Source organism: Aeoliella straminimaris (genome assembly GCF_024054565.1).
Classification (GTDB): domain Bacteria; phylum Planctomycetota; class Planctomycetia; order Pirellulales; family Lacipirellulaceae; genus Aeoliella; species Aeoliella straminimaris.
Genome location: NZ_JAMXLR010000020.1, coordinates 26544 through 47403, shown reverse-complemented (window position 1 = coordinate 47403; position 20860 = coordinate 26544). Strand labels below are relative to the sequence as shown.

The 20860-nt window shown below is 61.1% G+C and carries 18 protein-coding genes; 12 read left to right on the top strand and 6 right to left on the bottom strand.

All coding sequences use genetic code 11. The annotated features are described in order from the left end of the window. Window positions 1-9: 9 nt before the first annotated feature. Window positions 10-1188, bottom strand: a complete 1179-nt coding sequence (locus NG895_RS04550; protein WP_252851266.1) for a LolA-like protein — start codon at window positions 1186-1188, stop codon at window positions 10-12. Window positions 1189-1509: 321 nt separating this feature from the next. On the opposite strand from NG895_RS04550, the gene NG895_RS04545 reads away from it, so the two are divergent. From NG895_RS04545 to NG895_RS04535, 3 genes are all read left to right on the top strand, one after another. After that, on the top strand, window positions 1510-1917 hold the full coding sequence (locus NG895_RS04545) for a GntR family transcriptional regulator (RefSeq protein WP_252851265.1): 408 nt from the start codon (window positions 1510-1512) through the stop codon (window positions 1915-1917). Further along, a complete protein-coding gene (locus NG895_RS04540; RefSeq protein WP_252851264.1) occupies window positions 1910-2875 on the top strand; it encodes an ABC transporter ATP-binding protein in 966 nt (321 codons plus the stop codon). Before NG895_RS04545 ends, NG895_RS04540 begins: the two co-directional genes overlap by 8 nt. A gap of 111 nt (window positions 2876-2986) precedes the next feature. Further along, window positions 2987-6307, top strand: coding sequence for a hypothetical protein (locus NG895_RS04535; protein ID WP_252851263.1), 3321 nt, complete (start codon window positions 2987-2989; stop codon window positions 6305-6307). Between the two features lie 66 nt (window positions 6308-6373). Here the strand turns inward: NG895_RS04535 and NG895_RS04530 are convergent, their stop codons facing one another. Together NG895_RS04530 and NG895_RS04525 are read right to left on the bottom strand one after the other, a co-directional pair. Continuing rightward, on the bottom strand, window positions 6374-7423 hold the full coding sequence (locus NG895_RS04530) for a hypothetical protein (protein ID WP_252851262.1): 1050 nt from the start codon (window positions 7421-7423) through the stop codon (window positions 6374-6376). A 32-nt stretch (window positions 7424-7455) separates the two neighbouring features. Then, entirely contained in the window at window positions 7456-7809 is a 354-nt protein-coding gene (locus NG895_RS04525) for a helix-turn-helix domain-containing protein (RefSeq protein ID WP_252851261.1), read from the bottom strand. 413 nt (window positions 7810-8222) lie between these two features. Between NG895_RS04525 and NG895_RS04520 the strand changes: the two genes are divergently transcribed. After that, window positions 8223-8921, top strand: coding sequence for a CHRD domain-containing protein (locus NG895_RS04520; protein ID WP_252851260.1), 699 nt, complete (start codon window positions 8223-8225; stop codon window positions 8919-8921). Between the two features lie 282 nt (window positions 8922-9203). Then, a complete protein-coding gene (locus NG895_RS04515; RefSeq protein WP_252851259.1) occupies window positions 9204-10235 on the top strand; it encodes a TIGR03032 family protein in 1032 nt (343 codons plus the stop codon). A 98-nt stretch (window positions 10236-10333) separates the two neighbouring features. Here the strand turns inward: NG895_RS04515 and NG895_RS04510 are convergent, their stop codons facing one another. From NG895_RS04510 to rsfS, 3 genes are all read right to left on the bottom strand, one after another. Beyond that, on the bottom strand, window positions 10334-10825 hold the full coding sequence (locus tag NG895_RS04510) for a DUF1269 domain-containing protein (RefSeq protein WP_252851258.1): 492 nt from the start codon (window positions 10823-10825) through the stop codon (window positions 10334-10336). A 191-nt stretch (window positions 10826-11016) separates the two neighbouring features. Next, window positions 11017-12984, bottom strand: coding sequence for an arginine--tRNA ligase (argS, locus tag NG895_RS04505; RefSeq protein ID WP_252851257.1), 1968 nt, complete (start codon window positions 12982-12984; stop codon window positions 11017-11019). Between the two features lie 106 nt (window positions 12985-13090). Beyond that, window positions 13091-13522, bottom strand: a complete 432-nt coding sequence (rsfS, locus tag NG895_RS04500; protein WP_252851256.1) for a ribosome silencing factor — start codon at window positions 13520-13522, stop codon at window positions 13091-13093. Window positions 13523-13696: 174 nt separating this feature from the next. Here rsfS and bcp point away from each other — a divergent pair, with 174 nt between their 5' ends. The 7 genes from bcp to NG895_RS04465 all read left to right on the top strand — a co-directional run bounded on the left by bcp (window position 13697) and on the right by NG895_RS04465 (window position 20735). Then, window positions 13697-14170 (top strand): thioredoxin-dependent thiol peroxidase, encoded by a 474-nt coding sequence (bcp, locus tag NG895_RS04495; protein WP_252851255.1) that lies wholly within the window; start codon window positions 13697-13699, stop codon window positions 14168-14170. Between the two features lie 383 nt (window positions 14171-14553). Beyond that, a complete protein-coding gene (locus NG895_RS04490) occupies window positions 14554-14964 on the top strand; it encodes a hypothetical protein (protein ID WP_252851254.1) in 411 nt (136 codons plus the stop codon). A 473-nt stretch (window positions 14965-15437) separates the two neighbouring features. Continuing rightward, on the top strand, window positions 15438-15863 hold the full coding sequence (locus NG895_RS04485; protein WP_252851253.1) for a hypothetical protein: 426 nt from the start codon (window positions 15438-15440) through the stop codon (window positions 15861-15863). A 232-nt stretch (window positions 15864-16095) separates the two neighbouring features. Continuing rightward, a complete protein-coding gene (locus NG895_RS04480; RefSeq protein WP_252851252.1) occupies window positions 16096-17073 on the top strand; it encodes an STN domain-containing protein in 978 nt (325 codons plus the stop codon). A 37-nt stretch (window positions 17074-17110) separates the two neighbouring features. Next, window positions 17111-17908, top strand: coding sequence for a DUF4974 domain-containing protein (locus tag NG895_RS04475; RefSeq protein WP_252851251.1), 798 nt, complete (start codon window positions 17111-17113; stop codon window positions 17906-17908). Window positions 17909-17959: 51 nt separating this feature from the next. After that, window positions 17960-18862, top strand: a complete 903-nt coding sequence (fhcD, locus tag NG895_RS04470; RefSeq protein ID WP_252851250.1) for a formylmethanofuran--tetrahydromethanopterin N-formyltransferase — start codon at window positions 17960-17962, stop codon at window positions 18860-18862. A gap of 235 nt (window positions 18863-19097) precedes the next feature. After that, window positions 19098-20735, top strand: a complete 1638-nt coding sequence (locus NG895_RS04465; RefSeq protein ID WP_252851249.1) for a 30S ribosomal protein S1 — start codon at window positions 19098-19100, stop codon at window positions 20733-20735. Window positions 20736-20860: the final 125 nt, after the last annotated feature.

Genomic DNA, 20860 nt, shown 5'->3' with positions numbered 1-20860 from the left:
TTCGCTCATTTAGGCTCTGTGTTGTGCTACTCGATGCCAAGCCAGCAGCAGCCCAGTGATCGCAAAGCCGATGGTCAGCACCAACCAGAGGTGCGCCCAACGGCCGGTCGACGAAGATGCCTTATCGATGCGCTGTACCAGTTTGTCGGCGACGTATTCGACGGGACTATCCATGTTGCTCGTCTCGCCGTCAGCATGTCGAGCATAGGTCGAGTGCTCCTTTCTTGTGGTTCGGTAGTCTGTCACTATCGCAGGCTTTGGCAGTTGGATCGAGAACAACTCGGGATCCATCTCGCCAAAATTCGCGTCGACGAGTTCCAAAACTTCTTGCGACTTCAGCGTCTGCGGATCTTCTTCGCTCGACGTGTAATTGTTGTTGGTGATGACCTGCGGGAGCCAAAGGTCGCCGGCGAACCTGGTGGGCTGCTCAGCGACCACACTGGCAAGGAGATGCCCCTGGCTGTCCATGTATTCGCGTCTCAATGGCAAGAAGTCATGCTCTGGCGACAGCCACAACTTATCGTGGACTCGATCGCCGAACGGTGTTGAAAACGAGCCCTCGACAACCAGGCAAGGATGGCCATCGAGCTGATCGGTCCGCGCCGCGTAGTTCGATTCTGGTTCCGTTAACACCGCTGGCAAAAAGACGCTCGCGACTGCTTTGTTCGCTTCGGAGGGGGCAATCGGATCGGAGATCCGCCACCCCATCAATTTTAGGTAGTAAGGGTCGAACGCGGTGCCCTTTCGCTTTTGTTTTACCGTGTCAGCCGAATAGATGCTCACCATCTGGTCGTTGACAACATGGCAGAATTCTTCCCCATCGTACACCAGTTGCGTTTTGACGAAGCCGGGGCCGCTGCTGCTCGAGTCGTCCGTCTGGGCATCTTCCGCGAACCGCTGACGCACCGCACTGCCGGGCAGGTGACGCGCCAGCAGGTAGCGCTTCTCGCCGTCGAAGGCGAATACGACATGCCTGAAGACGACCGGCTGCGATGCCTCGCGGCCCTCCATGACCGTCTTCACCCGGCGATACTCAATCAATCCGGACGTTGCGTCACGCCTGGCCGCCGTGATCTTCTGTGCAAGGCTGGCGGGGTCCATTTCGCTCTCCTGCGCCACTGCGGCAGCAGTACTGCCCGCGGTGAGGATCAGGGCAGCAACTACCGCAGTACCTTGCTTTTTGTGCATAAGTTGTGCTCCCTGCGGTCGAAACGTAGCCTTCACGATAGAATTTCCCACCATTCGATTCCATGCAACGTGGCTCGAGTATTCCCGTTTGCCCCGCAGATCGCCTCGTCGACGCCCCTCACCCTGACCCTTTTGGCGGTGAGGATTTCAAGTTGGTCATTGGGTACTTCGTCATTCCCCAAGTCGATCGACCATCACCGAGCCGCGCCAAAATTCCGAGAGGATTCTTTATTGACACCCACTCCCCAAATGTGTACTATCGCACTAGTACGGTAGTTCGCCTTGCTAGAGAGAACTTTTTTCAGTCTCTGGAGCCTGCAGGTGTTTATTCGTGTCGATAGCTCGAACGGCGTGCCGGTCTATGAGCAGATCGTGCGGCAGGTGAAATTCGCCATTGCCGATGGCGTGGTGGCGGCGGGCGATTTGTTGCCCAGTGTCCGCGAACTCGCTCGAGAGCTGGCGATCAATCCAAATACCGTAGCTCGTGCTTATCGCGACCTGCAGTCGCAGGAACTGGTGGAGCTGGCCTCGGGCATTGGTCTGTCGGTTCGTGGTGGAGCAAAGCGGGAGTGTCAGACCCAGCGGCGGCAACTGTTGCAGGCGCGCGTGGGGCAGGTGCTCGAAGAGGCTTTTCGTTCGGGGCTCGATGCCGCGGCCGTGCGGCGTCTGGTCGATGCGGAGCTGACTCGTCTGGAAAAGCAGTTCATGGGGAACGGCAATCATGAGTAATGCAATCGAAGTGCGTGGCGTCACCAAACGCTTTGGCCGGCAGACGGCCGTCGACAACGTGTCGCTGTCGGTGCCGGCGGGGTGCGTGTTCGCCCTGTTGGGCGAGAACGGTGCGGGCAAATCGACCCTGATCCGCATGTTGCTGGGACTCGCCACGCCTGATGCAGGGGAACTGCAGGTGCTGGGTCGTTCGAGTACGGCCGATGGCGAGATGATCCGCCGCCAGGTGGGTTATGTATCCGAGCGACCGACGCTATACGACTGGATGACGGCCGCCGAGATTGGTTGGTTCACCGCGGGCTTTTATGGCGACGGATTCGAATCGAACTATCGGCAACTGTTGGCCAGTTTTCAGGTGCCGGCCGATCGCAAGATCGCGCACATGTCCAAGGGCATGCGGGCCAAAGTGGTGCTGTCGCTGGCCCTGGCGCATCGCCCGCCGCTGTTGGTGATGGACGAACCGACCTCGGGACTCGACACGCTGGTGCGCCGCGAGTTCCTCGAAAGCATGGTCGACCAGGCGGCCAGTGGGCGAACGGTGCTGCTTTCCAGTCATCAGATTGGCGAAGTGGAACGCGTGGCCGATTGGGTGGCCATCATGCACGAGGGGCGGCTGCTGGAGCTATCGCGGCTCGACCAAATGAAAGCCACCACCAGGGCGTGGACCGTCACCATGGAGGGTGCAGCCTCCGCACCGCCGCCAATGGGGGGCGCGGTGCTGGCCCACAGCCGACATGGCCGGCAGTGGCAATTGCTGGTTCGCGATGCAGACCTGGATGTCGACGCCACCACGGCACAGCTCATGGACCGCAGTGGCGTGGTGGCCGTGGATAGTCACACGCCATCGCTCGAAGAGATCTTCGTCGCCCGGATTGGCCCGGATGGTTCGCCTCCGCCGGCAAGTGAGCCCGAACCGATGCCAACGCCTTGGGAAGATGAAAGATTGCAGCAGTTGTAGAAACAGTTGAGTGGCTGGGGGCTCGCGGGACTCGACCCCAGTCACCCGCGAATGTTGTGAAACGTTTTAGCCTGAGTTTGCTTCTCTCGATGCAGTGACCGGAGACGCGCCATGTCGACTATTGCTACTCCATTCCTGTCGCCTAACCCCGTCCCTTGGCAGTTGATCGGGCGATTCGTGTGGAAAGAGTTGCGGCGGATGCGGGGCTTTGTGCTCGGCGTGGCGGCATTGGCAGTGCTGTTGATGCTGTTCGTCAAGTCCGTTGCCCAACCTGCTGATGGTGAGCAACTTGGCATCTTTTTGCTGCTATTTCCGTCGTTCGGGGGTGGAGCCTTCGTAGCCATCGGCGCGGCGATTACCGCCTATTCCGTCGAACGAGAAGAGCAGACCGACACGTTCCTCCACTCGCTGCCGCGTTATCCGCTGACGACGTTCGTTAGCAAGTTGCTCGCGGTGCTACTGTTGGCCATTGTGTTTACGATTGCCTTGGCGGCCGTCGGTTGGTGTGTGGGGGGATACAAGTGGCTACCAGCGGAAACGTTCCGTCGCATGCTAGAATCCGGCATCACGCTGTTGGTCGAAGCCACGGCCTGCGGCTTATTGGTCTCGGTGCTGGTTCCCCGACCATTGCTCGCCGCGGTGCTCGCTTGCGCGGCCACGTCGTTCAGTTCTCAGGTGGCAATTAGTATCGCCGGTGGCATGGGCTACAAAGGCGACGACTACTACCAGGCCATCCCCGCGCGATTGGCACTGGCCGCCGCGATGCTAGTTCTCGCTGGGGTGCTTTCGCGACGCTGGATGCTCGGTACCGAGCAGGTGTCGCGAAATCGAAAGAAGCGCAAGACCACTACCCCTGCTACGCAGGTCGACGTCAGTACCGCCCTCTCGCCCGCCATGGCACAGCAGACGCTGCAACCGGTGGACGGAGCTACCCGTCGCGGCATCGTCTGGCGCCTGGCATGGCAAACCTGGCGCGAGTCGTGGAAGGCGATGCTCGCCGTGGTGGTCGGTGGAATTCTTATGATGGCGGCGGTCGAAGCGCTCGCTCGTTCCAGCGGTGTCAAATCGATGGAGCAACTGCCTCTTAGCGTGTTCTTCATTCCAGGATTGTGTGGGGCGATGGCTTTTCGATCCGATCATCGCCGGGGACAGTGGCAGTTCCTGGCCGAACATGCCGGGCGACCACGATTGGTGTGGTTGGTGCGAGTGGCTGGATGGGCCCTGTATCTCGTGCTGCTATGGGTGCCGTTTGTGCTAGTGGCAAGCTGGTTGACGTCGAGCCTTGCTCTGCGCGGAATCGAGCACTTGTCGCAACTCGAATGGAACAACGCTGTCGCCGCCGACGTGCAGGTAAGCGCTGCCGACTTGTCGTATTACCTTGTGCTCAATTTCAGCCTGGCTGCCTTCGCGGCGTTTGCTGTGGGGCAACTCACCTCGCAATTGATCAAAAGCGAGATTCTGGCCGCCGGCATGAGCCTGTTTGGTTCGATCGCCATCCTGCTGTTCGGCTACCTGATCATCGCTTGGCGATTGCCGCCGGTGTGGTGCCACCTGCCCGTGATCGTCGGCTGCCTGCTGGCCACGTACATCCGCGCGCCCGACTGGCTGGCCGGTCGGCATACGATTCCGCGGTGGTCGGGCACGGTGCTGGCAGTGGTCGTGCCGCTGTTGTTGGTGGTAATTAGCATCCCCACAATTCGCGGCTGGCAAATCGACAGGGCAGGGGAGGAGTTTCAGCGCTTTGAGCGAAGTCTCGCCCAGCACTACGACATGCAGGTCTCTCCAAGCGGTACCAGCGACGTGCCGTTCCCCCCCGTGCATCTCGCCTCGCGCGTGAACGAATACGAGGAGCAACAACGCGCGGCCGAAGAACTCACCCGCCAGTACCAGCAAGTCTTGCTGGACATTCATGACAGCCAACCCCCAAGTGACAACGAGTCCGATGACAGCCTTGGTGCCGAATTCGGTGCCAGTTCGGAAATGCAGGCTGCGGAAATGGGCGGCATGGAAATGGGCGGCTTCGCAGCCAGTGCGAGTAGCTTCAGCCAAGGGGGTTCCTTTGAAGGCGAGTTTAGCGGTGCGGAATTCGCGGAAGGTGGGTTCATGGCAGGTGAAGCAAGTGGAGGCGACCTTGGCGAAGGTGCATTTGACGGAGGAGAGTTCGGTTCTGGTGAAAATGATGCGGAAGAAGCACCGGCCGCTGTAGTCGGTTCTCCACCCGTGGTGACGCCCGAACAGATCGAGCGACTCGTCGAGTTGACCAAGGAGCCCGCGCTGCGCATGGGCGAACTCGATCCGTGGCCCGTCGAGGTGGCGTCGCTACTGTCACTGGACGCGCATCGGCAAGTGGAGAATGGCGACCTCGACCGCGCGTGGGATCGCCTGCTGGCTCTCGAACGGCTAAAGAGCCAGATCTTGCACAACATCGACGGGCAGGGGCGATACCTCCTGTACAGTTTGAATGTGGCTTCCATTCCGGAAGACAAGCTTCTGCTCGACTGGGCCCTCGCGCCGGGGCAGACCAGCGAGCGGCTCCAGCAGGCGGCGGCCGACTTGGCCGCGATCCACCAAGATTATCCCCCACTCGACCAACAGGTGCTCGTTGATTATGTCGCATCTCGCCGGGCCCTGGCGGGTGGCGTCCTGGGTTGGCAGCCCGACGATGACTTGAACTTGGCGCTCTTCCTCGACCAGCTGCCGGGCGAGCACGGGCGGGCCGAACAAGCACTCGACCTGCTGGCCACGATGTCCCTCGCCTACATACAGCGCACGAGCGGCCTGATGGGCGAGGAGCTTCGCAAGCAGCTTCTGGTCGCCAACGGATATCGGTTCCTCAACGACTCGGTCGAGGCGAACGTCCGCAGCAACCGACAGTGGCAAGCCGCCAACTCCAGTCTGCTCGCCAGCCAGATTTGGAACTCCAATGTTGGACTTAATTACCGATTGATGGAGTCGTTGAGCCTGAGAATTAACCTCCAACTCCAGTGCCTCCGCCTGGCGCTCATCGCTTATCACCTCGACCATGGCGAATACCCGCTGACACTCGAACAACTGGTGCCCGACTATCTCCCCACATTGCCACTGGATGTCTACTCGGGCCAGGCGTTTCAGTACGCACCACGACTGCTCGAAGAGTCCGTATGGGGCGAGGAGCGTTGGAACGAGTTCGCCCGCCAACACGACCTTGCGCCGATGATATGGAGCGTCGGTCGCGGAAATGAAGAGGCCAAGCGGTTCAACATTAATCTGGACCGCGGTATGCCCTTCGTCGAAACGGACAGCACCAGTGCTTCGGAGTCTTTGCCCTTCATCGGCCACGATGGCGCGGTTGCGATGCAATTCATGGACGGTTCCGCGGTGCCACCGTCGAAACCGCGGTTCGAGCCCGCTCTGCTCAAGCTGCCCCGCAACGACGAGTACCCGGCGGAGTGACGGGAGCTGGTTCGTCTGCGGAGATGGTTACAGATAGCCACCCGGTCGCAGTTGTTGGCATACCAGCTACAGCCATGTCTCGCGGACCTGCCCCGGCTGCAGCCCTTTGCGGTAGGTAACGATGCACTCGGGCGTCACCGATTCGTTCTCGGGCAGGGCCACGTCCCCCTTGTCGTCGCTCACCTGTCGGACGCTCTTCAAGCCGGCCAGTTTCGCCGCACCATCGACGGCGGTCGCCCGTTCGTCGTAGTAGTCGTACCAGGGGAGCCCTGCGGTGGTGTACTGTTTCGCCGTAGGGGCAGGGTGTGGCGGGAGCGAGCCCGTGATCGACTGCCACACCAGTGAGTTGCAGAGATGAACGAAGCACCGGCTGCTGTTCTCGAGATCCCAATCGCCCAGTTCGTAAGGGTCGTCATAGATCTCCTGCCGCATGCGACCGCCAGGCGCCAGGCCCATGTCGGCACTTCTTTTCCTGTGGAACCCGAACGTTGGTTCGGCTGAAGCCAAGCAGCAGTCCTTGACCATGTCACTGATTGTTCTCTGTTTTTTGCACAGCCGCTCATATGATTCGCGCTTCATCGGATAGACCGCGATCTGCAGGCCGCCATGCTCTGCCTTGCCAGTGAGTTGTTCCTCGGCCGAATAACCGGCTCCGAGTGGCATGGCGACGAACTGTCGGATCACCCCTTTCTCGATGCAGAATCCATCGAGCCATGGTTGATCGGGTGCGACCATGTAATCCTGCTGGTCGCGATGCAGTTCGTTCCGCCACGACTCGCCCGTTACCGCGCACTGTTTGCCCGCCGCCACTTTGATTGCGAAAGGGTAGGGCAGCTTGGACCTATTCCATGCACCTGGAGAGGCAAAACGGAGCCACATCGCTTCGGCCTGGTACATGGGAAGCATCACACCGCCTCGCTCGAGCCAGTGCGGTGGCACGCCCGCGGCGTGGTCGTCCACGTGCTCCAGCGCGAATTTGCCCAAACCTGGTGGCAAGGGATAGGTCTTGTCGTCGTCGGGTATGCGGAGCGTCCGCTGAAACTCCACTCGCAGTTCGGCCTGTGGATGCACTTCGGGGAAACGAATTACAAGTGAGTTGCCTTTGAGTTCGATCATCGTGGCGCTCCCTTTCTAAATGGTTGGATACTTCACCACTCTCCGTCGCGAACTTCGCGAACCACACGCAGCACGGCGTGATCCGGCGCGTCTTTCAGTTGTCGGATCAACTCGCCAAACAGTTTCGGGCGGCGGCGAATGATCTCTTGTAGTTCGTCGGAAACCTTGCCCGCTAATGCAAGCAGCACGTCGGCGTCTTCGCCCAGGGCCTCGGCCAGCCGCTCGATGGTTTGCTGCGAAGGGGGCGGCTGCTCGCTCCGCTCGATCTTGCTGAGGTACGAAGGCTCGATCCCGACGCGGGCGGCCAGTTGGCGGACCGAAAAGCTGGCATCCTTGGCTCGATGTGTTTCACGAGCCTGACGAATGTACGTGCCGAAGTTGCTCATGTGTGTAGTATATACTACACACTACACGAGGCAATGGTAATTCCTAAAAATTCAGGCCCAAACACCTACCCCCCGCCCCAGACGCTACTCGCCACCCGCAGCCCCGCCGAGGCGGTCCAGCCGGGGAGGCGACCTGCCGCTCCTTGCGGACGGGCGGCGACCGTATTCGGCGCGGCTAAAAGGAACCAATGCAGTTCGATTTGGATTTTCCTCGGATTCCCTGATCCGCAACGTCGGATGGTTCGTAACGTTGCTGAATCGCCAGACGGAACCTGGTGAGCAAGCGTTTTTTGCGAATCGCTAGTGATCACGCCCGGATTTGCACCGTGTTGGAGACCTATCTCACTGCATCGCACTGGCGGTCGGTGGATGGTGTCCCCCATTTGAATTCCAGCCACACCAGGAGTGATTTCATGATTACCAAAAGAACTTTGCCTGTCGCCACCCTCTTCGCATCGTTGGTATGTGCGACGAACGCTTGGGGTGTCCACAGCGTGTACCGGGCTGATCTAACGACACTGAACAATTCCGGCGTTACGGGCTATGCCATGTTCGAAGTGAATCCGGTCACCCGGACGTTGAGCGTCGAGGTCAACGCTATGGGGCTGGAGCCAGACATGGACCATTTGATGCACCTGCATGGGTTGATCGGTGGCGATGGCACCAGTGGCAATCCGGCCGTCGACTCGCAAACTCCGACACTTGCCGACGATGCCGATGGGGATGGCTTCGTCGAAGTGTTCGAGGGACTGCCGCAGTATGGCGACATCATCCTGACCCTGGGAACTCAAACCGCGCCGGGCGGTTCGTTCGCTTACAGCGAGACCTTCGACCTGGATGACGATAGCCTGTTCGGCAGTCCGGTGGGGGCGATGATGGACTACGCGGGCGACGATCTATTGCCACTGGAGTTTCGCGAAATCGTCATCCATGGTCTGACGGTCGACGGATCTGTCGGTGCCGGAACCGATGGTGAAGTGGATGGCACAGCGGGGTACAAGGCGGTGCTGCCCGTGGCCGCGGGGGAGATCTATCAGGTGCCAGAACCAACGAGTGCCGTGCTGATGATGCTGGGAGTCGCCGGAGTGGTGGGGGGACTCCGCAGGCGATAGCCTCAGCAACCGGAACAACCTTGGTGCGGAAGTTGTTCCCGTCGCCGGCTCGCGCTCTAACGGTGCGGGTCGGCGTTGTTTTTTAAGGCACCATGTTGGCCGTAACGCGGACGTCGAGCTTCGGTTAGTCGTGGAGTTCGAGCACAAGAGCCAGCTACTTCTGCCGCTAGCACCCAATACTTCGCGGCCAGGTCTCGGTATACTGCTCGCGTGAAACCTCCGCATGACAACGCGACCTCTCCCGCAAAACGCTCCTGGCGCCCGGTGCTTTCCGAGGGGTTTGTGTCGTGGCTTGAAGAACTGGATGCCAGCCTGGCGGTGACCACCTACCAGGTTGGAAAGCTGCTGCTGCTGGGGCGGAACGACCGCGGACAACTGGCCACCAGCGAGCGGAGCTTCCGCCGGGCGATGGGGGTCACGACCGACGGCCAGACGCTATGGCTGGCCACCGCCTTCCAGGTGTGGCGGATGGAACATCAGTTCGACAATCACGCCCGCGATGCTGGCTACGACCGACTGTTTGTGCCCCGTATCGCTTACACCACGGGCGACCTCGATCTGCACGACATCGCCATCGACTCGCTGGGGCAACCGCTGTTTGTGGCCACGCTTTTCAACTGCCTGGCCACGGTGAGCACCGAGCAAAGCTTCGAGCAGGTATGGCGGCCGCCTTTCATCACGACGCTCACCGCCGAAGACCGTTGCCACCTGAATGGTCTGGCAATGGTCGATGGCCAGCCGCGGTACGTCACGTTGTGTCACCAAAGCGACGTGAACCGCGCCTGGAAGAAGCACCGCATGCTTGGTGGTGAGCTGTGGAGCACCACCGACAACGAACCGATCGTCACGGGCCTCTCCATGCCGCACTCGCCGCGGTGGCACGACGGACGCTTGTGGCTGTTGAACTCCGGCACTGGCTACCTGGGCTACGTCGACCTCGATCGCGGCGAGTTCGAGCCGGTGGCTTTCGTACCGGGTTACGCGCGCGGTCTGGCGTTTGTCGATCACTACGCGATCGTCGGACTCTCGCGCCCGCGGGAGCAGAACAAGTTCGGCGGCCTGGCACTCGACGACGAACTCGCCAAGCGTGGCATGACCAGCTACGCCGGTCTGGCGATTGTGGACCTGGAGACCGGCCAAACGGTGCAAACGCTCGAAATCGAAGGGCGCATTGCCGAGCTGTACGACGTGGCCGTGCTCGCAGGCATTCATCGCCCAGCTGCCTTGGGCCTTTCGCCCAACGACCTCCGCTACAACGTCTGGGCCGACGCCGAGGCCGGACGCCGCCACTGGCGACGCACGCCGCGGAAGTGAACGCCATCTGAAGTTCGCCACGGATGAACACAGACAAACGCGAGTGATCGCGAAGTCCGTGTTTCATCCGTGTCGATCCGTGGCTTCGTTTTTCTCGATCAAACCTTCTCGAGCGCCGCGCGGAGGCTGGCTTCGTCGTCTTTCGAGAGCGAGGTTTGGAATACCTTGCCCTTGCCGGCGAATTCCTTCAGGCCATCCAGCACTTTGTCGTTGGTGGCCTTACGCACCAGCACGAACAGGGCGGAGCTGCCGGGTGTGAACGACTCGCCGGCTTTCTTCATCTCCTTGTCGTCGATACCGATGTCGGTGAATAGACCCGACAGCGCACCGGCACCGGCGCCCACAGCCGCTCCGAGCAGCGGGTTGAGGAACAACAGGCCAATCAGCGTACCCCAGAAACCACCGCCTACGGCACCAGCCGCGGTGAGGTTCACCGCCTGGTGCAGTTGGACCTTGCCGGCATCGTTCTTGGTGACGACTACTGCGTCCTCCATTTCAATGAGGTATTCCTTCTGCATTTTGACCAGCGCGGTCCGCATTTCGAACGCCGTATGTTCATCGTCGAACACAATCACAATCAGATTGCTCATGTCTTTGCTCCTGCTTGGGGGATAGAACACCGCACCGACCACTGATTATAGGGCAGTTGGCCGCGCCGGGAAGCTGGCAGCAGTGCGAGAAACGTTGGGTGGCTGGGGTCGAGTTCCACGAGCCCCAGATATTGGAATGCTGGGGGCTCGTGGAGCTCGTCCCCAGGCACCCTAAGACTCTGACAACATCCCTACATCCGCTCGACGCACTCGATGCCTAGGAGGCCGAGGCCCGTTTCGAGCGTGCGGGCCGAAAGGGCACACAAAGCGAGTCGGCTGCTCTTCAGCTCTTCGGTCTCGGCTTTGATCACCGGGCAGTTCTGGAAGAACGTGGCGTACGCCTGGGCCAGGTCGAACAAATAGGCCGTCAGGTGGTTGGGCCGATAGTCTTCGACCACCTTATCGAGCGCCTCGGCGAAGCGCAACAGCTGCATCGCGAGCGCCCGTTCTTCGGGCGAGTCGATAGAAATGCTGTCGGCGCCAGCGAGCGCTTGTTCTTCGGTCACCTTGGCTTTGCCAAAGATACCTCGCACTCGGGCGTAGCTGTACTGCATGTACGCCGCGGTGTTGCCGTTCATGGCGAGCATCTTGTCGTAGCTGAACGTGTAGTCGCTGGTGCGATTGTGAGCGAGGTCGGCGTACTTGATACCGCCGATGCCGATTCGCTCGGCCACCTGCTGCCGCTCGTCGTCGGTGGTGAGCACGGGGCTCTCGTCGGCGATGGCCCGGGCGCGATCGACCGCTTCGTCGAGCAAACCCATCAGACCAACGGCCGAACCGGATCGCGTTTTGTACGGCTTGCCATCTTCGCCCAACACGGTGCCGAAGCTCACGTGCTCGAGTTCGACGTTCTCGCAGCCGCACTGCTTGGCCGTGGCGAACAGTTGTTCGAAGTGCAAACCCTGCCGATGGTCGACGACGTACAGAATGGCGTCGGGCTGCCACTCTTCCAATCGGTAGGCGATCGTGGCGAGGTCGGTCGTTGAGTACAGGAACGCGCCATCTTGTTTTCGCACAATGAACGGCGCGGCGAAGCCTTCGAGGAACACGCACATCGCGCCGTCGCTCTCGGTGGCCAAGCCCCGCTGCTGGAGGTCCGTGACCACAGCGGCCAAGCGGTCGTGATAGAAGCTCTCGCCCAACGTGTGGTCGAACGACACATTCAGCCGGTCGTAGGTTTTCTGGATTTCGTCCATGCACGCTGGCAGGAACTTATTCCACAGCTCTTTGTTCGTTACATCGTCCGCATGCAGCTTGGCCGTCTCATCGAGCACCGCCCGGCCGATGGTGGCGTGCTCGGCGGCCATTGCTGCGAGCGTCGCGTCCTCGTCCACGGCGGCGATCTTCTTCTCGATCGATTCCTTTTCTTTCCGCAAGTCGCCCAGTGCGGCCTCGGCCTGCCGAAGCTTTTTGGCCGCTTGCTTGTCGGCCTTCTTGTCGCCCGTCGGTTCGGCGGCGGAGAGTTCCGCCACCGTCTGCTCTTGCTTGGCAATTCGCTCGTTGATGGCCGGCAGACCACTGGTTTTGGCCCCGTGATACTCGACCAGCGAATTGACGAGCTTGTACAACCGGCTCAGTTCGGCGACGGGCTCTTTGGCCAGGGCCGATTCGTCGACGAAGTGCTTGTAGCCATAGATGATCATGCCGAACTGGGTGCCCCAGTCGCCGATGTGGTTGTCGGTGATCACCTTGTGGCCAAGGAACCGGAGCACATTGGCAATGGCCGCGCCGATCACGGTCGAGCGAATGTGCCCCACGTGCATCGGCTTGGCGACGTTGGGCGACGAGTAATCAACCACCATGCACCGTGGTTCGGCAGCCTGCGGAACGCCCAGGTGCTGGGTGTCCTTGGCCGCGGCGGCCAGCGCGGTGGTGATGGCCTCGTCCTTGATCTTCAGGTTGATGAAGCCCGGGCCCGCAATCTCGGGCACCTCGCACAGGTCGGCCACGTCGAGCGACTCGACGAGCGCTGCAGCAATCTCGCGTGGCGGCTTCCCGAGTTGCTTGCCGAGTGGCATCGCGCAGTTGGCCTGGTAATCACCAAACTTGCCATCGCTAGGGCGTATTTGCTCGAGGACAGGCGCAACGTCGCCTTCGAATCCTGTGAGCGAATGGAGACTTTTGGCAAACCGGGATCGGATTTCGGCGAGGAAGTTCATTGTGCAAAGGTGGCAGGGCGAAGGGGGGATCCAGATCGCTTGCGTCCCCCTTCCACCTTCCGCCTTTCCCCTTCCGAAGGCCGGCTAGTGCAGTCGGACGGCCGGCTCATTCAGCGGCCGGCGGTTCCTCTTTGTCCCAAGGCAGGGGCACGCGGACCGCGCCGTCCCACAGATTTTCCAGGGCGTAATAGTCGCGGGTGTCGCGGTCGAACAGATGGACCACCACCGAACCGTAGTCCAACAGGATCCAGCGGCTCTCGCTGTAGCCCTCGATGCCTATCCGCTTGTCGCCCAGTTCGTCTTCCAGGCGATGGTCGATTTCTTCGCTAATGGCGTGCAACTGCCGCCGGCTATTGCCGGTGGCAATGACGAAGTAGTCGAACTCGGGCGTGATGGTCCGCATGTCCAAGAGCGTAATCTCGGTGCCGCGGTTCTCTTCGGCGGTCCGGGCAGCAGCCATCGCGAGTTGCAGGCTGCGGTCGGCGCGGGAATCGCTGGTGGCGGACGGGGTTTCGGTCAATGGGCTGGTGGCGTTCATGGGTGAGAAAGCAATATCTACCTAAGCTGGTCATTTTATCGGACGCGGTGGGCGAGAACAATTGCCGAAGCGTCCCACGAAACGGGTTATTACCGGGGCTCGTCGAGCCCGGGCGGCAGTTCTACAATCCACACAACGGCACCCCGCATACTGGCCACTTCGAGGATTTGTGACATGGGCGACTGGATCGAGGAAGGCAAAAAAGCCCCCGCTTTTACACTGACCGCTGACGATGGGTCGAAGGTTCGCCTGGCGGAACTGGCCGGCTCGCCAGTGGTGCTCTACTTCTACCCCAAGGACGACACGCCAGGCTGCACCCGCGAGGCGTGCGCGTTCCGCGACCAGAAGACCCAGCTCAAGAAAATGGGCGCCGTGGTGCTGGGGGTCAGCGCCGACTCGGTCGAAAGCCACGTGAAATTCCGCGACAAGTATCAACTGAACTTCCCACTGCTGGCCGACATCGACCACAAGATTGCCGAAAAGTACGGTGCCTGGCGCGAGAAAAACATGTATGGCAAGAAGTCGATGGGCATCCAGCGGAGCACCTTCCTGATCGACGGCAAAGGCAAAGTGGCGAAGGTGTGGAAGCGAGTCAAAGTCGACGGCCACGACGAACAAGTGCTCGCGGCGCTAAAGGAACTCGCCTAAAAGGCGGGGTGGAGGCCGCGACTCACCATCTTTCGGCAATCCACACTTGCTATCAGGGCATTTTGCGACTCGCTTGCCAGGCGCGTCGGTGTGATTGCCCTGCCCCGGTTGGCATTTGGTCGCCAATTTCGGCGCCGTGCGCACGCCATACGCACGCTCGGCGGCAATCAACATTCTGCTGGCAATTCCTCTGGCATGTCGGTGAAACTTTCGAGTACACTCCCAAGTACTCTATCTGGTGATATGTCAGCATAAGGTCAGGGCGGCTTTTCCCATTGTTGGCTGGTGCGCATCAGGCGGAACTTAACTGTTCCCTCGCGCGATGCCACGTAAATCCCGTGCGCTGCATCGCTGTGTCGATGCTAGCTTGGAGGCTTGAGTCGATGGACTGCGATCAGGTTTTCATGGTGCTTACAAGTGGACCGTTCCCAACGGGCGACCCGTCGGACGTCGACGTTGAGGAACACCTGGAACGCTGCCCCGAGTGTTGGCGTTTTGCCGAGGCGCTGCGCCCGGCCCACGACGTGTTCGAAGAAGCCGTGCCCGCCAGCGAAGGTCGCGACCTGCCTGGCTACTGGGGCGATGCCATTCCCGCACGGGCCGCTATTGCTCAAGTGCAGCAAACGGCCCTGCAGACGGCGTCGCGGGAGCGATCCCCTCGCCCGGCGCAGGCCATGTATTACACGCCGATTGTGGCCCATGCCACTGCCGGATGGCACGACGTGGCCCGCATTGCCGTGATAACCGTCGGTATCATCGCCGTGGCAGGCATCCTGGCCTGGACACTGAATTAGTGCGTGATTGGTTCGACAGCTGGATGGCTGGGGTCGAGTCCTGCGAGCCCCCGGAAGTGATCCCGCTGGGGGCTCGCGCGACTCGACCCCAGGCACTTATCGTCTCCGCTTGACGCGACTCTGCCGCCTGCGCCGGATATTGCCACAGGTAGGGGCTGGGAACTCCTGCCACTTCGGCAGTTTTATTTGCCGCACACCAAACTCTAAGCTAGCTTTTAGTGGTCTAACCTGTGCAACTCGTGCAGTGGGCCCACTGGCCCCCAGCGGCTGGTGCCTTTTCGTAGCCGCCTGGTACAGGGTGAAACAGTCCCACTCGCGCGGACGTTGGCTTGAGCGAAGCCGACTTTGCCGAGCGACCCGTTAATCGCTACTGCGAGGGATTCGGTTTCACCCGATCGATGCTTCGCGGCTCCTACCCGTTTGCGCGCTGCCACGCACCACGGCGGCCCCGCGTCATTCAGGAATGCTTGTCAATGGCTTGGATCGGTAGTGGTTCAGACGTTCCCCTCTGTCAGGTTCCCCGCGGTCTGGGCGGTGAAGTCGCCAGCTTGCTGCACCGGATGCAGCCGATGCTTCACCACGAACGTCGGGGGTCCACGCGGACGTCCATTCCCTACCTGTTCGAACTCTCGCCCCAACCCGACGAAGTACCAGAACTGCTGCACCAGACCATGGTGGTGGTGGGCAAAGACGTTTCCGAGCGCGGCATCGCCTTTTTCCACCAAAAGCCCATCCCCTACCGCCGCGGCGTCCTGTCGATCGATCTGCCGGACGAAGGCGTCGTGCAGCTCGAGGTCGATCTGCTGTGGTGCCGCTTCACGAGTCTCGGCTGGTACGAAAGCGGGGGCCGGCTGATGGGAGTCTCCAGCGGCAGCTATCCCACATCCCAGGCAGGCTAGTCGCCCCAGGTTCACACACCCTCTCCCCGGTGCCCCCCCGACCGCCAGGCTGGGGGGATATTCTCTGTTCGCCGAGTCACAGGGCCATGCAGGCCGCGGTCCTGCAATAATTCGCCCTCCTCACCGCGATCTGAAGAGCAGCATTCGCACTTTCAGGTCAGTTTGCGCCGATACTGAGCGCACTGGACCGCTGCTACTCCACCAGCGTCCACTATTCAGGGGAGAAATCGAAATGTCGAGCTACTTTCGACCGCTTGGCCAGGCGGCTGTCGCCATCGCATTGAGCCTGGTTGCCATGTCCGCCGCCATGGCTCAGCAGCCGGACGGTGGTTTCTTCGCCGAACCCGTCGAAGACGAAGAAATGGACCCGTTTGGAACCCCCACCAGCGACACCACGCCCTTGGACGATCCATTTGGCACGCTCGAGGGCGACAATTCGGACCCGTCAGCCGCCCGGCCTGGCAGCCCGCCCTCACCTGCAGCCGATGGCTCCGCCGCCGAAGCTACGCCCGTGTTCTGGGCCGTGAATCACCTCGAACAAGGAGATCGCATCCAACAGGCGCTCCGCGAACCGCTCACGGGCGTGGGACTTCAGTTTGATGGCGCGCCGCTCAGCGAAGTGGTGAATTTTCTGCGGGACGAGTACCACATCGAGATCCAGATTGACGCTGCCGCGCTCGACGACTTTGGTATCTCGCCCGATGAATCGATTCATGTCAACCTACGAAACATCTCGCTGGGCGCTGCACTGCGAATCATGTTGAAGCAGCTCGAGTTGACCTACGTCATCAGCGACGAAATTCTGCTGATCACCAGCGAAGAGGAAGCACTCACCCGGCTTCAAGTGGCCGTCTATCCCGTGGGCGACCTGCTGGCCGTAAAGCAGGGGTATGAGAGAGATTCAACGGCGAAAGAGGGTCGTCGCCGCCCCGAGGATATAGAAACCTTGGTCGGCCTAATTCACTCGACCATCGCGTCGGACACGTGGGTCCAAAACGGCGGTCCCGAGGGGGACATCGCAACCATGCAGCCGGGCTTGCTGGTCGTCAGTCAGACCCAGGATGTGCACGAGCAGATTGTCCAGCTGTTGGCCGCCTTGCGACGTGCAAAGCAAAGTGAGTTTGCCGTACCTTACGCCCAGCGGCCCGAGCCCAAGCAAAAAGCCGAACGGTACATCCCCGCGCCCACCAAGGCCTCGGTGAACGACTGAATTCTTACTCCGGTTTGGCGAGAGGGGAAACGCATCGATGACCGTTCTGACACGCACGCTGCCGCTGGTGGCACTGTTCGCCGGCCTGGGGTTCGTTGCCATTCTGCAGTGCGCGGCTCAAGAGCCCGCTGCCGACTCCCATCGCGAATCCTCGGCCGAGGCAGCCGACGAAACGCTCGCGCCCGTGTTCTGGGCCGAGAGGCACCCGGAGAAAAGCGAGAAAATCCGCCACATCCTCTGCGCGCCCATGACGAAGCGGGGGCTGGTGTTTCAGGGGGCCCCGCTCGCCAGAGTTGTCGATTTATTGCAGGAAGAATACGACATCGAGGTCCAACTCGACGTGCCGGCTCTCGACGATTTGGGCCTCTCGACCCACGAACCAATCGACGCCAACCTGCGGAGCATCTCGCTGGGTGCCGGACTGCGGATCCTGCTTCGGCAGCTCGAGTTGGTCTATGTCATTGAAGATGAAGTGCTGCTTATCACCACGGAAGAAGAAGCGTGGTCGCATCAAATCACGGCCGTCTATCCGGTGGGCGATCTACTTCAGCCCCAAGATGCGGATGGAAACCCATCGTCCGCGACCATGGACGATCTGATTGACTTGATCATCAGCAACACAAGATCCGACAGATGGACCTACGAAGGTGGCCCGGAAAGATATCTCAGCGCTATTCAACCTGGTTTGCTGGTAGTCTCGGTAAACCAAGATCTCCATGAGCAAATCCAGCAACTTCTCGCCGCACTGCGGGCAGCCAAACAGCACGAGTACTCGGTGCCGTGGAAAGAAGACAAGGCCGCGCCAAAAGGTTTCGGCGGAGGCAGTTTTCCCTAAGCCGCCCCTTGTCGGCTTGTCCCTCCTGTGACAACCGGCGAAGATGGACCCATGCAACTGGGTTCCACCACCATCGTCGATACCTTCGCCGAAGCATTCCGCATGCGGTTCGCGCGGCTCATCGTTTCGGCCATCGACGACTACTGGGTCGAGGCCGCCACCCGCGAGCTGTGTGGCTACGGTTCGAGTGTCATCCAGTGCGATGCCGAGATCGCGGTGGAGCGGTGGCTCGCGCCCGACCAATCGCCCGATGGCCGGCCGGCCGCGGTGGTGCTGGCGTTTGGTTTCTCGAAGGACGCCCTGGCCAAAGCCCTGCCCAAACGCGTGGGCCAGTGCGTGATGACCTGCGCGACGACGGCTGTCTACGACGGTTTGCCTGCGACCGACGGTGTCGAGCAGGATCGCATCCCCTTGGGCAAGCACATTCGCTTCTTCGGCGATGGATTCCAGAAGAGCAAGAAGCCAGGCGAGCGGCGGTTCTGGCGGATCCCGGTAATGGATGGCGAGTTCCTGGTCGAAGAGTCGCTGGGCGTTCAGAAGGGCGTGGCCGGCGGCAACATCATTCTCCAGGGCACTTCGCAAGCCGTGGCCCTGGCGGCTGCCCGTCGCGTGGTCGAGGCGGTTGCCCCGTTGAGTGAAGTGATCACGCCCTTCCCGGGTGGCGTGGTCCGCAGTGGCAGCAAGGTGGGCTCGCGTTACAAGGGCATGGTCGCCTCGACCAACGACGCCTTCTGCCCCACGCTCCGCGGTCGGGTGGAGAGCGAGCTAGTGCCCCAGGCGCAGTGTGCCTACGAAATCGTCATCAACGGCACCAGCGAGCAGGCCGTGGCCGATGCGATGCGGGTTGCCCTCGGGGCCGCCGCCGGCGAGGGTATCCCCGCCATCTCGGCCGGCAACTACGGCGGCAAACTGGGAAAGTTTCACTACCATCTGCATCAGCTGCTAGCAGATTGAATCCAACGCAGATTGTGCGGTAGACCCGCAACGCACCTCTGATGTGGCACAGAGATGACCAGCTGAACGGATTAATACGCAAACTCTATCCACTGAATCTGGGCATCACCACATCTGGGCGAATTGCGTCGAAATTGCTCCGCCCGCTCCACACGACTGTTGTGGCTTGGTAGACTGTGGGGCTTGTCCAGATGGGTTTGTCTGGCACATTTTTGACCCTATTGTCTCTGAACCGATGTCCGACTCCGAAAAGCTGTCGACCGAACAGGAAACTCCCAACGAGGCCACCGAGACCGCCCCAGTGAATGCTGACGTGGCGGAAACTCAAGCTGCCGAAACTCCAGCTGCGGAGCCAACCCCCGCAGGCGAGACTTCGCCCGCGGCCGCGGAAGCCGCCAAGCCGGAGCCGTCGTCCCCCGAGTCCGCTCCAGCGGAGCCGACCGCGGAGACCGCTGGCGAGGGCGAGTCGGACAAGCCACGCCAGCGAATCTTGATCGGCACCCAGCGAGCCGACGACGCGGCCGAGAAGCCTGTGGCTAAAGCCACCGCGTTGCCGCCCGCCGTGGAGCCGAGCGAGAAAGCCAGCTCGCTGCCCGAGGCGCCCAAGCCAACCGGCAAGATCTACCCGCCGCCCAACATTCGCGATCAGCTGAGCCCCGACCTGGAACAAGAGTTCGAGGCCGCGCTCGGTGGTGAGTCGCTCGACGCCATCATGGACAAGGGCGGACAGGGCCCCGGAGAAGAGATTCCCGAAGGCACCACCATCACGGGCCGCGTGTCGAAGATCTACCAGGACAACGTGTTCGTCGATCTCGGCGGCCGCAACCAGGGCGTCGTGCTGTTCAAGCAGTTCGAAGATCGCGAGTTGCCCGAGCCCGGCACCGAACTGAATGTTGTCGTGGTGCGGGGTGGCGACGATGGTCTGTACGAACTCAGCCTGCCCGGTGCCGCCATGGAAGTGGGCAACTGGGAAGATGTTGAGGAAGGCCAGGTGGTCGAGGTGGTCATCACCGGCTCGAACAAGGGTGGCCTGGAATGCCAGGTGGCGGGCCTGCGAGGCTTCATGCCGATGGGGCAAATTTCCATCTACCGCGTGGAGAACGCCGAAGAGTTCGTCGGACAGAAGATGAACGCCGTGATCACCGAAGCCAACCCCGAACGCCGCAACCTGGTGCTGAGTCACCGCGGCGTGATGGAACGCGAAAAGGCCGAAAAGCGCGACGAGTTGATGAAGGAACTGGCCGTCGGGCAGATGCGCGAAGGTGTGGTCCGCAGCCTGCGTGACTTCGGTGCCTTTGTGGACCTGGGTGGCGTGGACGGTCTGATCCACGTCTCGAAGATGAGTTGGGACCGCGTGAATCACCCCAGCGAAGTGCTCTCCGAGGGCCAGCAGGTCAAGGTGAAGATCGAACGCATCGATCCCGACTCCGGCAAAATTGGCCTCTCGTACCGCGAAAGCGCCGAGAACCCATGGGACAAAGTCGAGACGAAGTACTACACCGGTGCCACGATCAACGGCACCGTCTCCAAGACCATGGACTTCGGCGCGTTTGTGAAACTGGAACCGGGCGTCGAGGGGCTGATCCATATCAGCGAGCTCGCCCACGGCCGCGTCTTCCGCACCACCGACGTCGTGCAGGAGGGCCAAGGCGTCGAGGTCAAAGTGCTCTCGGTCGACAAAGAAAAGCAACGCATCGGCCTCAGCCTACGGGCTCTGACCGAAGCGCCCAAGAAGAAGGGCGACGAAGAGACCGCCGACACCGACTTCACCCCCCCGCCCGACGCCCCCAAAGCCCCCGAGAAGCGCAAAGGCCAACTCAAAGGCGGCACCGGCGGGCCTAGTGGTGGCGAGAAGTTTGGGCTCAAGTGGTAAGGAACAAACGGGAACACTAATCGACGCTAATCTCCACTGATCTTATTAGCGTGGATTAGCGAAGATTAGTGTTCCAAAACTTTTCTGGGCCTCTGCGCCTTTGCGTGACACCTAATCTGAGTCGC